The organism is Oceanobacillus sp. J11TS1 (genome assembly GCF_018333215.1).
GTDB lineage: Bacteria > Bacillota > Bacilli > Bacillales > Amphibacillaceae > Oceanobacillus.
The window spans coordinates 14,848-28,406 of record NZ_BORO01000011.1; the positions used below are offsets into that span (position 1 = coordinate 14,848).

14 protein-coding genes and 1 pseudogene are annotated in these 13,559 nt (G+C 37.2%); 1 reads left to right on the forward strand and 14 read right to left on the reverse strand.

Annotated features, from left to right (window positions below):
• Positions 1-9 precede the first annotated feature (9 nt).
• The 10 genes and pseudogenes from KI343_RS10290 to KI343_RS10335 form a co-directional block, all read right to left on the reverse strand.
• Complete coding sequence (locus tag KI343_RS10290; RefSeq protein WP_212926336.1) at positions 10-1,470, reverse strand: nicotinate phosphoribosyltransferase; 1,461 nt, start codon at positions 1,468-1,470, stop codon at positions 10-12.
• A gap of 39 nt (positions 1,471-1,509) precedes the next feature.
• Positions 1,510-2,286, reverse strand: coding sequence for an NUDIX domain-containing protein (locus tag KI343_RS10295; protein ID WP_212926337.1), 777 nt, complete (start codon positions 2,284-2,286; stop codon positions 1,510-1,512).
• Between the two features lie 596 nt (positions 2,287-2,882).
• Positions 2,883-3,521, reverse strand: a complete 639-nt coding sequence (locus KI343_RS10300; protein WP_212926338.1) for a hypothetical protein — start codon at positions 3,519-3,521, stop codon at positions 2,883-2,885.
• A 120-nt stretch (positions 3,522-3,641) separates the two neighbouring features.
• Positions 3,642-4,403, reverse strand: a complete 762-nt coding sequence (locus tag KI343_RS10305; RefSeq protein ID WP_212926339.1) for a MerR family transcriptional regulator — start codon at positions 4,401-4,403, stop codon at positions 3,642-3,644.
• A gap of 120 nt (positions 4,404-4,523) precedes the next feature.
• A complete protein-coding gene (locus tag KI343_RS10310; protein ID WP_212926340.1) occupies positions 4,524-4,862 on the reverse strand; it encodes a hypothetical protein in 339 nt (112 codons plus the stop codon).
• Positions 4,863-5,123: 261 nt separating this feature from the next.
• Positions 5,124-5,576 carry a GNAT family N-acetyltransferase gene (locus KI343_RS10315; protein ID WP_212926341.1) on the reverse strand — a complete coding sequence of 151 codons (453 nt, stop codon included), beginning with the start codon at positions 5,574-5,576 and terminating at the stop codon, positions 5,124-5,126.
• Between the two features lie 338 nt (positions 5,577-5,914).
• A complete protein-coding gene (locus KI343_RS10320) occupies positions 5,915-6,805 on the reverse strand; it encodes a cupin domain-containing protein (RefSeq protein WP_244856883.1) in 891 nt (296 codons plus the stop codon).
• A 271-nt stretch (positions 6,806-7,076) separates the two neighbouring features.
• Positions 7,077-7,835, reverse strand: a pseudogene (locus tag KI343_RS10325) (class I SAM-dependent methyltransferase).
• A 219-nt stretch (positions 7,836-8,054) separates the two neighbouring features.
• Complete coding sequence (locus tag KI343_RS10330) at positions 8,055-8,573, reverse strand: GNAT family N-acetyltransferase (RefSeq protein WP_212926342.1); 519 nt, start codon at positions 8,571-8,573, stop codon at positions 8,055-8,057.
• A gap of 110 nt (positions 8,574-8,683) precedes the next feature.
• Positions 8,684-9,349: a flagellar brake protein gene (locus tag KI343_RS10335; RefSeq protein WP_212926343.1), complete on the reverse strand. Its 666-nt coding sequence runs from the start codon at positions 9,347-9,349 to the stop codon at positions 8,684-8,686.
• 298 nt (positions 9,350-9,647) lie between these two features.
• On the opposite strand from KI343_RS10335, the gene KI343_RS10340 reads away from it, so the two are divergent.
• Positions 9,648-9,851 (forward strand): hypothetical protein, encoded by a 204-nt coding sequence (locus KI343_RS10340; protein WP_212926344.1) that lies wholly within the window; start codon positions 9,648-9,650, stop codon positions 9,849-9,851.
• Between the two features lie 25 nt (positions 9,852-9,876).
• Here KI343_RS10340 and KI343_RS10345 read toward each other — a convergent pair whose 3' ends face one another.
• The 4 genes from KI343_RS10345 to KI343_RS10360 are packed head-to-tail and all read right to left on the reverse strand — an operon-like array spanning position 9,877 to position 13,496.
• Positions 9,877-10,578 (reverse strand): LutC/YkgG family protein, encoded by a 702-nt coding sequence (locus tag KI343_RS10345; protein ID WP_212926345.1) that lies wholly within the window; start codon positions 10,576-10,578, stop codon positions 9,877-9,879.
• Entirely contained in the window at positions 10,578-12,002 is a 1,425-nt protein-coding gene (locus tag KI343_RS10350) for a LutB/LldF family L-lactate oxidation iron-sulfur protein (protein ID WP_212926346.1), read from the reverse strand. Before KI343_RS10350 ends, KI343_RS10345 begins: the two co-directional genes overlap by 1 nt.
• Complete coding sequence (locus KI343_RS10355; protein ID WP_212926347.1) at positions 11,999-12,742, reverse strand: (Fe-S)-binding protein; 744 nt, start codon at positions 12,740-12,742, stop codon at positions 11,999-12,001. The genes KI343_RS10350 and KI343_RS10355 overlap by 4 nt, the downstream gene beginning before the upstream one ends.
• Before the next feature lie 40 nt (positions 12,743-12,782).
• Entirely contained in the window at positions 12,783-13,496 is a 714-nt protein-coding gene (locus KI343_RS10360) for a FadR/GntR family transcriptional regulator (protein ID WP_212926348.1), read from the reverse strand.
• Positions 13,497-13,559 lie beyond the last annotated feature (63 nt).

Sequence of the window (13,559 nt, forward strand, 5' to 3'; positions counted from 1 at the left end):
CCTGAATCGTTAACGATTTTGACCTTCCTTTACTTTTTTCTTCACCTTTTCAATATGTTCCATTTTGCTATTCCATAGTTTAATACTTAGATCAACAGGATATTCTGCTGGATAATTGGTTCGCTTATACTCATCCCAGAAAAGCTGTAGCTGTTTTTTCGTATAATTCTGTATCTGCAGCAAATTTGGGCAGTCATAGACAATTTCTCCATCTACCAAAATATCGTGATGTAAATTCACTGCTTCAAAATTAGAAACCATTTTCTTATAATACGTATGAATCGGATGGAAAAGCATAATCTCTTCTTCTTGATTTGGATCTTCATTTTCCAATGTCAGATAATCACCTTCACTATGATGGTTCCCTTTATTTATAATACGATAAACTTTTTTCTTGCCTGGTGTTGTCATCTTTTCCGGGTTTCCTGATAATTTAATCGTATCAACCATTTTTCCGTGTTCATCTTCAATCGAAACTAACTTATAAACAGCTCCAAGTGCCGGCTGGTCATATGCAGTGATAAGCTTTGTACCGATTCCCCAAACATCAATTTGCGCATGCTGGGCCAAGAGACTCGCAATGGTGTACTCATCCAAATCATTGGAAGCATAGATTTTCGCATCTGTAAATCCTGCATCATCCAGCATTCTTCTTGCTTCTTTCGATAAATAAGCTAAGTCACCGCTATCGATCCGAATCCCCTCAAAATCAATTTTATCCCCTAGTTCTTTTGCCACTTTGATTGCATTGGGAACACCGGAATAAAGGGTATCGTAGGTATCTACTAAAAAGACACATTTACGATGACGCTCAGCATATTTTTTAAAGGCGATGTATTCATCACGGTAGGCTTGAACCATGGAATGCGCATGGGTTCCAGCTACAGGAATTCCAAATAATTTACCTGCTCGAACATTACTTGTCGCACTAAATCCAGCAATATACGCTGCTCTGGTTCCCCATACCGCAGCATCCATTTCCTGTGCTCTTCTTGTACCAAATTCCATCACGGGATTATCTTTGACAAGCTGTCTGATACGTGAAGCTTTGGTTGCGATAAGTGTCTGGTAGTTCACAATATTTAATAAAGCTGTCTCTAGCAGTTGTGCTTCTGCTAATGGTGCCTCTACCCGAATAATCGGTGCATTTGCAAAAACAACTTCTCCTTCACGCATCGATTTTAAAGAACCCGTAAACCGAAGATTACGTAAATAATCGATAAAATCTTCTTTATATCCGAGTTCCTGCAGATAAGTTAAATCCGATTCACTAAAACGGAAGTTGTGTAAGTACTCGATAATCCGCTCTAATCCGGCATAAATCCCGTAGCCATTTCCAAAAGGGAGATTGCGAAAATATAAATCAAATACTGCATTACGATTATGTACGCCATCATGCCAATAAGTTTCAGCCATATTTATTTGATAAAGATCTGTGTGCAGCATTAAACTATCATCTATATAATTCATTTCCGATTTCCTCCTGTGTTTTTTAGTTTCCCATCCTTTTTACCAAATAGATGAGGAAACAACGGTATCGTTAAATTGGTATAACTGAGACGGCCTGAATGAATTCCGCTCTGTTTTCTTTAAGTTTCCATTTTCATCGACAACTTTTTCTAAAAAGGGCAGTTTTGGAGCTTTTCCAAAAAAGACAGATTTATTCGTGATCCTAGGATGGTTAGATACTGTCATTAGTACGCGCTGTAATTCAGATAAGGTAAATTCTTTTGGCAAGAAGTTTCTTGCAACCGTCGAATGAAGCATATCCCATTCAATCAAGGATACAGCGTCTCCGATCACTTTTTGGTGATCAAATGCTAAAGAAAGTCGCCTTATTTCTTCAAGAGAAAATAGTTCCACTTCCGCTGCATCGTCCGCCGCCCGTCTTTTTTCAAGTTGAAACTCTGGTACGATCGCATAATGGGCATTCGAAATAATCCAGCCCCGCGGGTCTCTTCCCCACGCATCATATGTTCCAAAATGTTTCAAGAAAACATCTTCAACTCCAGTTTCTTCTTTTAACTCTCTAGCAGCTGCCTGCAAAGCAGATTCCCTTCTTTGGGCATCCACAAACCCTCCTGGCAAAGCCCACTTTCCCGCTTCGATATTAGGTTTACCTTCTGCATCTATTTTAGCCCGTTTGATTAACAAAAGCTTCAATATATTTTTAGGAGGTTCTTTTTTACGCTGCTCTTTTGCTTCAGCATTTTCGGAAACAATGGTAAACACCGCTATATCACTCGTGTAACCGTCTGGTGTAATATATTTCTTTTCATCTTTCATCGATAAAATTCACCTCCAGCGGATGCTCCCTTTAGTAATTTGCAATTTAATAATTACTAATTATTATAATCAAACGAAACCTAATGTCAATTAAAAACGAACAGCTTTAAAAAAGCAGAAGAAATTCCATATGGAACTTCTTCTGCTTTTTTAAACTTTATATTTATTTTCTTCTTATTGCTTTTATAGCCTTATAAACCAAATAACACACAGCTACAATAACTAGAAGTGAAATTATAGCACCAGTCAAATTAAAAGTCCACATATCCTACCCTCCTTAAAAGGCGTATACATTACAAGATCCGTTTGATGTTTTAATTACAGCAATCGTTTGATATTTTACTGCTATAAGTAATAATTGTAAATGCATTTTGGTATATTACTATAAACATAGCTGATGTCGGAGGAAACTAAATTAGAAGTGTTTCGGTTTTACCGGCGCATATCAAAATTCTAATGATGCGAACAAGTAGAACGGTTTTACTTTGAACAGACGTCCCTTGCCTTTTCAATTCTTTAACCCATTCCTCGTTACTTTCACTTAGATTGATTCGTTTTCAGAGATTGTTTGTTGGAATTTACAATGAAGTTTCGTTTTATGGCTTTTTAGGAAAAATTGTGAACGACCAGGAGTAAATAAAATCAACGATAAAAATAATCCCCCAAACCATGGAAAGTCCATATGCCGTTTCACTTGCATAAGGAGACTGGCGGTAATCATCCTTCCCAACCCATGACAAATCAGATAAACAATCCATCATTCCTTCTGTTCCACCTAGCCCATAAATCCATAATCCAGCTTGAACTCCAACAAAAATAACAAGATGAATCATTGCGCTATAGCGATTTTTTCGAGCGATATATTTTGGATCCTGCTGGCGCTCCATTATCTGTATGTCTTTTTCCGTCAACAGGGATACACCCCGCCAATTACCAATTGTTTTGCGCATCCAGCGGTCAAACCTTTTAAAATCTGCAATTCCAAAGGTGCACGCGTACAGTACAAAAAGGCTAATAATAATCTGGAATGTACTAATTTCTCCAGTTATTTGATAGATGAACACGGCTAAGGCCGCTTCAAATATAAACAGGAATAAAAATATACTGATAAATATGGTGCTCAGATTCTGCTTATTCAGCAGGTATCTGGTTAATCCAAATAATAAGAGCATGACAATCGACAGTACCTCGGCTGTGATAAATAATTCCCATTGATAGGTTAAAAGTGCTTGCATCGCTTATCCCCTTTATAATTAATCCGTTCTATATTTTTACGCATCAGCGGAAAAAAGGTTTCATTCCTATAAAAACAGCGAGATTAAGAATTTCTTTAATCCCGCTGTTTTTCTTATTTATTAATCCTCCGCATATTTGACAATGGCATCACGTAAAAGGGTTACAATCTCTCTCCCTGCCCGATCATTATAATATTTCGCAAATCGCTCATCTGATACATACATTTCTGCCAAACCTTGATGTGCTTCAGCTGAATACGTTGGCCAAGAATACATTAACCATTTTTTGTGGAGTTCGTATACTTCTTTTGCTTCTGGAGCATCCAAATCATTGGCATCTGCTAATTGCTCCAATTTCATAAACAACGCTTCTTCTACACGCTGCATTTCCTGAAAATCTGCTTCACTAAGATTCATCCATTTTTGATTAGATTCATCCACCGTTTCCTTGCCATATTTCTCTCTGATTTCTTTGCCATATAATTTTTCGTTTTCATCCAGCCGTTCTTTCTTAAAGCCTTCAAATTTTTCTTCTGCTGTCATCGTAATCTCTCCTTTTGTATGTCGAATTGTTTTTTCCACTGTGCCCAGTAACTGATCTATTTTCTCCCTTTCCTCTTTTAGTTTTTGCTGGTGCTCTTCTAACGCCGTCAATACGTTAAATGCAGGGTCATCAAGAATCGATTGAATCTGCTCGAGCCTCATTCCTAAAGATCGATAGAGAAGAATTTGCTGCAATCGATTTAACTCCTCATCTCCATACAGACGATACCCAGAGCTGCTATGCGCTACAGGATTTAATAAACCAATTTGATCGTAATAGCGGAGTGTGCGTGTGCTAATACCAGACATATCCGCTACCTGTTTGATAGTATATTTCATTGCTCTTCCCTCCTTCTGTCTTCAGTATAGAGATTTACGCAGCGTCAAGGTCAATGGTTTTTTTAATATATTCAAAAACCCACCTTTAACAGTTTTAAGATGGGTTTATCTTTCCTTATTTTATATAACTTCATTAAAAATTTGTCCGCCATTTAGATCAATAATTTTCAATCGGTTTGTGTCTTTAATGAAAATCGTTTTGTATTTTTTCTGATCTATTTCATCACCGATAAATAGAATACGCTTATGCGGATTGTCTTCCACAACTTGAACAGAATCATTTCCGGATGGAATTTGGTGTTGAATAACTGGCAGTTCCACATGCTCATTTGAAACTGCTTCATTTTCTACAACCATCACCTCATTGTTCTGTGTGATTTCTTCCGCTTCTCCCGCGTTTGCATAAATTCCCGTAAGTAATAATGCTCCCGCTGCTGTAGATAGTAAAATTGTTTTCATTGGTAATAACCTCCTTCACTTCTTAACAATTACCAGTTTAACGAAGTCGTACTTATAACGTCCTTAGAGGAAAATGAGAATTTGCTGAGAACGATTTTAGAATAACGCAGGCTCTTTTTCACAGGAATAGGAAAAAGAATTATATGTATTCTCTTTCATCGAAATGTCTGTAGAGGTCATTTTGAGAACTGCATAACAGAAGACACAATGTGCAGTGAGGGAATGCATCTTTACGGATCTTGTATCTTGTGGCATATTTCCTTAAACCAAATCCATTTCAAGCCTTACCATATCTACAACCTGTATCCCATTTTCAAAAATCGGCTCTTCATAGTGCCGTAAAAAGAAATCACGATCAATGGATACCATACGAAAACCGCATTTTTGATATAGCGCTAGCTGCGTGACCCCCGAATTGCCGGTTCCAATTTCTATCGTACGATAACCCTGTTGTTTTGCTTGCTCAATCGCATGGAAAACTAGCTTTTTCCCATAGCCTCTCCCATGATAATCTTCATTTACAGCGACGTTTACTAGCTCCACTGTATCTGGCCTTGTTGGAAGGAGAACATAAACTCCGATTATCCGTTCTTTTTCTTCCAGTACATAACAAGCTCCTCTTGAAGTATAATCACGGATTAGTCTTTCAGATGGATCAGCGAGTAATAATAACTTTATAGGCAGTGCTTCTTCTGGACGAAGTTGACGAATCATATTTTCTACTCCTTTTTTCAAATAAATAAACTTGTTTCTTCTACTATAAGCAAATACACTTCTAATATATAGTATACCAACTTTTTAGAGTAAAAGGAGAACACCATGGATGTTATCTACCTTTTGGATTGGTTAAATCAAAAGCAAAGCAGATCTGCGTCTATATTGCGGGTCTGTTTTTTCACTTTTTCCGATGATCAAGCCCTTTTTCATACCCATTATACGAACAATATGTAAATCTATTATCCCCGACCTATTTGCAGCTATGTAAAAAGAGCCGCCCCTATTTCGTTTTATGGGACAACTCTTTTTATCTAAAATTATCAAAGTTAAGGGAACTACATCTGTTCTTCTTCTCTCTTATTTTCAACCGTTCCAAATGAATGATGGGGCGGTGCGTATATAGAAAATAATTTCAACGGCTCATCCCCATTATTTGTTATATTATGCCATGTACCAGCAGGAACCATAATCGCACTATCTTCTTCAACTCGTTGTTGAATGTTTAAGTTATTTTGCTGATTCCCCATCTGCACCGTGCCTCTTCCTTCTTCAATACGTAAAAATTGATCCGTATCTGGATGGACATCTAAACCTATATCGCTTCCCACCGGAATACTCATTAAAGTAACTTGCAAATGTTCTCCCGTCCACAATGCTGTAAGATAATCTGTATTTGCTTCTGCTGCATCTTCTATATCAATAACAAGGGGATTTCTTCCATAATCGGTAACTCTTGAAGATGTTTGGTCTTCTTGTTGATTTTCTAAATATCCTGATAAATGATCCGCAATTTGATAATCAATCATCGCCAGCTGATAAAGTAATTGCTGGGAATAGGGTTCGTTTATTTGCTCACTTTTACGATAGTTCTCTTCATAACCCTGTAGAGCATGTTCATAGATTGTTTCTATACTCGCTTCGCCCTCTTGATTATTTTCTAATTGTCTCGTATCTACCTGGTGTCCAGTGAAATATTGATAAACCTGCTCTAGATCTGCTATTATTTGATTCTTAGATTGCACAGCGTACACTAGTCCTTGCTCAGAAGGATCATTTCTAAACTGATCCAACACTTGGTAATACATAGAAAGCGATGTCTTCTCGCGCTGCAGCGTTTCTTCTACAGTTTTGGTTGCCTGTTCATCAAAAACATTCCTAGGATTTAAATTCGGATTTGTTCTATACATCTGCTGGTGATAAAAAGGATTATAATACATATGGTTCATTTACCTACCTTTCCTTAATCTCCAATCAGCATATGACCATAAATAAAAAATGGTACTAATAAAATGTAGGATTGGCTTTATGGAAGGTAGATCACTTTTGAACCAAAAGCGCCCGTTCTAAGGTTGCTATTACTCGTGCCACCAAAAGCGTTATTCACGTATTTAAAAGCATACAGGAATTTCTGTTAAGAACGTCCACATCCTGTGAAAATCCGTTCGTAAAAGCCGCATCGCCTTGACCTTCTTGCTTCAAATTTGGTAACACTCACTTTTAGTGTTTACTGGTTTTGAGATTCTTTTTCTCCGCAGCAACCATTAAAAACATCGGCCGATGCAATTCATGCTTCATTGCCGGTATCTCTTTCAGCATCTGGTCGGATGGTACAGATTCTTCTACACGCAAAATTTCAAATCCAGCTTAGATTAAACCATTCATAAAAGTAGACATGGTACGATGATACTTTACTACAGTTTCATTTAAAAAGATTGCTTCTCGCTTTCCTTCTATCTGATAATTATCCACCGGCCAATATAAAGGTTCCGTTCCTGTTTCATCATATATCCAGTCTTGCTCTTTTCTTGCTGTGAAAATGGGATGCTCTACAGAAAACACAAAACTTCCGCCTGGCTTTAAAAGATAATTTACCTTTTCACAAATACTTGAGAAAGATTCGATATAATGTATTGCAAGCGAGCTAATAATAACATCCATCGATTCTTTAGGAAAATCAACATCCTCAATAGCCTGATGCAGATACGAAATACCTGAATCATTCGTTAATTCCTTTGCTCGGTTCAGCATCCGTTCGGATATATCTACTCCTATGACAGATTCGGCACCTTGTTCTCTTGCGTAACGGCTATGCCAGCCAAATCCGCATCCTAAATCCAAGACATGCTTTCCATTAAAATCTGGCAGCATCTCCTTTAAAATATGCCATTCCCCAGCTGCTTCCAGTCCTTCTTTAGACCGGTCCATTTCAGCGTATGCCTGAAAAAAATGGTCGTCATCATATTTATTTTGTTTCAATCGTTTCACTTCCTTTCCCTTGCAGATGTTATTATAATGCAAAAAAAGCATACTTATAAAACATGCTTTACCTTGAAAACTATGTACCTGACAGCAACCTTATTCAGATAGCAAAATAGATAAGGTATACCGTCAGACAAACTATTTTGAAACATTACTTTTGAAGATGCTTTATAACAGAAGAAGATAAGTTAGAGGACAACGAATAATTACAATATACTATAATCGTTTTTCATATCTGCAATGCCCATGATTTGTACCCTTATAATCATAGCCAAAACCTCTATAAATTTGATTAAGCTTCTTATTGCTCTCCACACAATCTAAACGGATTCGGCGCATTCCCTGTGTTTTAGTATAGGCTTCCATCCATTCGACAATTGGTCTTCCCAAACCCCGTCCAATATGGTCATAATCTACGGACAAGCGGTGCATGTAAAATGCATCCTCACTAGACTGCCCCCAAATATTTTTATCCCAAGGAGTTTGCATTTCATTTAGTGTAAACGTAGCAATAATCTTATCATCTTCTTTAACGATAAACGTAGACCCCTGTTCAATCGATTGGCTTACTTCTGGATCTTCTTCATCCTGATCAAGGAATTCCCACTGTTTTAGACGACTTTGCTTCAGCCATGTTGTAACGCCCTTTAATAGCCGAAGAATAGATTTCATATCTTCCCTTTGTGCAATATACACATGTAAGTCTTGATTAATGGATCCAACTTTATGTGACATAAATCTACCTCCTTATATGCTTAATTATATATTCGACACAAAATTTTAAAATTCCTTCTTTTCATTAAAAAAATTAAAAATCCGGCCCGTCTTTCTATCAAAGACAATAACTATCCCTTGATTTTATTACGAATCTCTATTTGTTTAGAAATACAGTATTTCAAAATTTTTGACCTTTTTCCTTCTCTCATGTCAATAAATTGGATTGCATTTTTATACATCTTATTAGCCTGTTTTATAACATTAACCACTTTGCCCTTGAACTCAATTTTCTGCGTATCCAGTTTTGTTTTCAAATATAATACACCTGTAACTTCATCGCCTACCTCAACTTTTTTAGAGTGCGCAATAAAAGATACTCCGCCACCACTGATATCATGGGTAGTAACTGTTATACTTTCTCCTTCTGTTTCCTCTGTGTCCTTAGCAGGAGGCAGTATCAAATCCATTTTTTCCATTACTTTAACGCGGAAAAATTTTCTTCTTTGCACTACCTCTATCGCATCCATATAGGGTTTCTCAAGTGATATTTTTCCGTTTGAATGATAACGTATTTCTGATTCGAATTTACACAGCCCTTTTTCATCGTTATGAAAATAAACGGTAACCATCATGTCACTTTCAATTAACATAGGTACATTCTGTTTATTTACAGGCTTTTGAATCAGCAACTCAGACTCATTTCGAATGATTTGTGTGAAATAAATTTTTTCTGCGGGTGTTATAATTTCAAATAATTGACCGTTCCAAAATTCCGTAAACTCTTTTCCGCTCATAAAAAAACTCCTCTTCCCCAAGTTTTAAAAAAGATATTATATGACTGTTCATTCATTTTATATAATTTTGCAATAATAAAATGATACTTTATGAAAACTCAATTTTTGTAATAAATTAGAGAGCTAATAAATGATTTTTTCCCAATAATCATTTCTGTAATCTTTTTCTATAAATATATGTAGGTATTTGGGCGTGATTACTATTCCCTAATTATAACGCTTTTATTGAATTTTTGTAATGCTAATTACTGTTTTGTTATTAATCTTTGTAGATAACTTACATGAGGATGGCATTGACATGTTAATCTTTCATTCAGGATATCTAGATGATTATATTTTAAATTATTCTTCCCTGCTCATTCCTCGTACAAAAGAGGTTGTTTTTCTTACAGATAAGCAGATCAAGCAACAACTAAACGAAAAGCATATTGATTTAAAGAGCTTTAAACATAAAAGTAAAGCTTCTTCCACATTTCAATATTGGAAGAAGCTTTTTCTATGAAAGAACAAAGGATATCTCTGCCTAATTAATCTACTACGATATAAGTTACTTTCACTGGTCCATGCACACCGACAATTAAATTCATTTCAATATCAGCACTATTGCTAGGACCTGTTACAAAACAAACACTAGATGGAGCATCAACTCCATTTTCATTATCTTGATGAATCTTGCTCGCTGCTTGTGTCATCCTTGGTACAATGGTTTCTTTTGGGATAATCGCAATATAACATTTAGGCATTAAGCTGATGGATCTCCCATTGTCTTTATTGGTCATTAAAGTTACTGTTCCGGACTCCGCAAGTGTTATATCACTGAAGGAAATTCCTACATCTGTTCTTTCGGCAATGACTTGGTTTTCTTTACCAAGTTTCGAATCCCATAAATGGACATCGATTGTATCCGCAAATTGCTCGTAAGCAACATCTAATCCATAGTCTTGATTTCGTCTATCGTTAGACGCAATAATTGATTTTGCTTCATATCCATCTAGGACTTCCTTCAATGTCTCAGCCAAATCTTTTTTTCTTGTACGAACAAAGTCTGTATGAATCACTTTGCAATGTTCTTTTAACACTTCAATAAGTTCCTCTGTTGAATAATCCTTAAAAACTTCACGCTGTGGTGCCACACTGTATTCAGGTCTTTTTACCCCTTCTCTTTTTTGCGGGCGACCAAGATTTGCAGCAAGGTTGCTTAAAAAAGCTTCACGATTTTGAATAGCCATTATGCTTCCCCTCCTTTTTGACGGTTATTCCACCAAGTGCGAAAGGATTGTTTCCCAGGCGCAGGGAAGTCACGGACATCTGTCCATCCCTTTAACGGCCCTGGTCCATTTTCAATATATTCATCTTTTGTCCAAGGCTTTAATGCTGTTCTCGCTACCTTCGTACTTAATTTATACGCCGCTGGGTTCGACGCCCACTGCGCGAATCCCTTCATCATTATTTTTTCTGATACTGGTGATTTTTTCTCTTCCTCTACAATAATTTCACGGTGGCGGATTAACTGTTCATGTAATGGAATTTTTACTGGGCATGCTTCTGTACAAGCCGCACATAAAGAAGATGCATATGGTAATTCTTTATGGTCTTCATAGCCATCAAGAAGCGGTGTTAACACGGCTCCAATTGGCCCTGGATAAATCGAGTTATAAGCATGTCCGCCAACATGACGGTAAACAGGACAAACATTAATACAAGCTGCACAGCGAATACAATGAAGCGCGGATTGAAATTCTGTTCCCAAAATCTTAGAACGGCCATTATCCACAATAACGAGATGATAATCATCGGGACCATCGACTTCTTCTTCTAAACGTGTTCCTGTGAGTGTGGTAATGTAACTTGTTAATTTTTGTCCGACAGCTGACCTGGTCAGTAAACTAACTAATACTTCCATGTCTTCCCATGTAGGCACAAGTCGTTCCATTCCCATCACACTGATTTGTGTATCCGGAAGCGAAGTTACCATTTCCGCATTTCCTTCGTTTGTTACGAGCGTAACGGAACCAGATTCAGCAATCGCAAAGTTACAACCTGTAATACCTACATCTGCTGTTAAGAAATCCTGTCTCAGCTGTTCTCTTGCAAATGCCGCTAATTCTTCTGGTGTATCTGATTTATTATAGCCTTTTTTCTCTTGAAAAGTATCTCTGATTTGCTGTCTATTTTTATGTAAAGCGGGAGTTACAATATGAGAAGGTGGATCTTCATCCAATTGCAAAATCCATTCCCCTAAATCTGACTCAACAACCTCTGCTCCTATCTTCTCTAATGTCTCATTTAAACCAATTTCTTCCGTTACCATTGATTTTGTTTTGACGACCTTTTTCGCATTTTTCTTTTTTACAACATTTTCAATATATTCATTTGCTTCTTCTGCCGTTTGGGCAAAAAATACATTTCCGCCGCGTTTTTCAACTTGCTCACTCAATTGATATAAATAGTAATCAATGTTTTCTAAGGTATGCGAACGAATCTCAGAACCAAGTTGACGCCAATCTTCCCAATTACCAAGCTCTTCTGCCTGTGTTAGCCGTCCAGTTCGAAATCTTCCTTGTGCTGAAGAAACCGCTTGACGCATAAAATCATTCTCGATGCCTTGTCCAATTCGTTCTTTATAAGGCTTTTCGCTAATTTTTATACTCATGCTATTTCTCCTCCTTGTTCTTTTCCATGTGTGTTCAGAATTTCTGTGATATGCATCACCTTGACGTTTTTACCTTCTCTTCGCATACGACCACCAATATTCATTAAGCATCCCATATCCCCGCCAACAAGATATTCTGCTTCTGTTTCAGAAACATGACGCGATTTTTCTTTCACCATCTCTTGGGAAATCTCTGGATTTTTCACGGCAAATGTTCCTCCAAATCCGCAGCAATCTTCTTTTACTGGAAGCTCTACAAAATCGACTCCCTCGATGTTTTTTAATAGTTTTGTTGGAGCATCTTTTACTCCCAAAATACGGGTCATATGACAGGATGGGTGATAGGTTACTCTTCCCTTAAATGTAGACCCTACATCCGTTACGCCCAATACATCGACGATAAATTGCGTGACTTCATAGGTTTTATTGGCCAAATCAATCGCTGCTTCTTCCCATTCTGGATCTCCTTTAAAGATCTCTGGATATTCTCTTAACATCCCCACACAAGAACCAGATGGGCCAACCACATACTCCGAATCCTTAAAGGCCTTCATCATTTGCTTCATCGCTTTTTTCGCTTCTTCTAGGTAGCCGCTGTTATAGGCAGGTTGTCCGCAACAAGTCTGCGCTGCTGGAAAATCTACTTCACAACCTAACCTCTCCAATAATTCCACTGTATTCTTACCAACGTCTGCAAAAACAATATCACTTACACATGTAATAAACAAAGATACTTTCATTTTCTACACCTCTTCTTTTTATACCAGACATGAACGAGGCTTATTTCTTATCAAGTTCTCGGAATAGCAACTCCTCTACATTTTCTAAATGCTCATACATTTTTTCTCTTGCTTGATCGGCTTGCCTATTTTTGATTGCTTGATAAATACGCTCATGTTCTTTATATAAAATATTTGACCGATCTTCTGTGTACAATAGAATCCGGCGTGTCTCACGGATGGTTTCTGACATTAATTCGGAAACACTTCCCATTAAATGAATTAGTAAATTCATTTGGGTAGCTTGTGCAACAGCTAAATGAAAATCTGCATCTGCCTGCTCAGCAATTTTTTCATTTCCTTTGGCATCAGCCATCAATTGTAAAGCTTCTTCCATTTTCAGAAGGTCCTCTTCTTTATAACTTTGCGCAGCATATTCTGCTGTCCCGACTTCCAAAATTTTACGAACTTGATATAGTTCCTTAACATCATCTTTTTTCATTAAAAATGCTGTGCTTACAGGCAAAGTAAAACGCTCTGCATCAAACCCTTTGACGTAGGTCCCTTCTCCTTGTCTCATTTCTACTAGTCCCATTGAACGTAGGCCGCTTAGCGCTTCTCTGATAGCAGAACGGCCAACACCAAAATTCTGCGCTAATTGTTCAACAGAATCCAGCTTATCACCAGATTTCAATGTTCCATCTTTAATCATATTTATCAATGAATCTGCAACTTGCTCATATATTTTTGCGGTTTTTATACGCTTATATTCCATTTCTTCAGCTCCTCTAGTACGTAAATCTATTTTAATCAATTCCTAGAGGTTTGGAAAGCTCCC

Coding starts and splice junctions, on each gene's coding strand:
- KI343_RS10345 (WP_212926345.1), bottom strand. CDS start 10,578: ATGGCTATTCAAAATCGTGAAGCTTTTTTAAGCAACCTTGCTGCAAAT.
- KI343_RS10315 (WP_212926341.1), bottom strand. CDS start 5,576: ATGATTCGTCAACTTCGTCCAGAAGAAGCACTGCCTATAAAGTTATTA.
- KI343_RS10355 (WP_212926347.1), bottom strand. CDS start 12,742: ATGAAAGTATCTTTGTTTATTACATGTGTAAGTGATATTGTTTTTGCA.
- KI343_RS10300 (WP_212926338.1), bottom strand. CDS start 3,521: ATGCAAGCACTTTTAACCTATCAATGGGAATTATTTATCACAGCCGAG.
- KI343_RS10360 (WP_212926348.1), bottom strand. CDS start 13,496: ATGGAATATAAGCGTATAAAAACCGCAAAAATATATGAGCAAGTTGCA.
- KI343_RS10305 (WP_212926339.1), bottom strand. CDS start 4,403: ATGAAATATACTATCAAACAGGTAGCGGATATGTCTGGTATTAGCACA.
- KI343_RS10290 (WP_212926336.1), bottom strand. CDS start 1,470: ATGAATTATATAGATGATAGTTTAATGCTGCACACAGATCTTTATCAA.
- KI343_RS10320 (WP_244856883.1), bottom strand. CDS start 6,805: ATGAACCATATGTATTATAATCCTTTTTATCACCAGCAGATGTATAGA.
- KI343_RS10350 (WP_212926346.1), bottom strand. CDS start 12,002: ATGAGTATAAAAATTAGCGAAAAGCCTTATAAAGAACGAATTGGACAA.
- KI343_RS10310 (WP_212926340.1), bottom strand. CDS start 4,862: ATGAAAACAATTTTACTATCTACAGCAGCGGGAGCATTATTACTTACG.
- KI343_RS10340 (WP_212926344.1), top strand. CDS start 9,648: ATGTTAATCTTTCATTCAGGATATCTAGATGATTATATTTTAAATTAT.
- KI343_RS10330 (WP_212926342.1), bottom strand. CDS start 8,573: ATGTCACATAAAGTTGGATCCATTAATCAAGACTTACATGTGTATATT.
- KI343_RS10295 (WP_212926337.1), bottom strand. CDS start 2,286: ATGAAAGATGAAAAGAAATATATTACACCAGACGGTTACACGAGTGAT.
- KI343_RS10335 (WP_212926343.1), bottom strand. CDS start 9,349: ATGAGCGGAAAAGAGTTTACGGAATTTTGGAACGGTCAATTATTTGAA.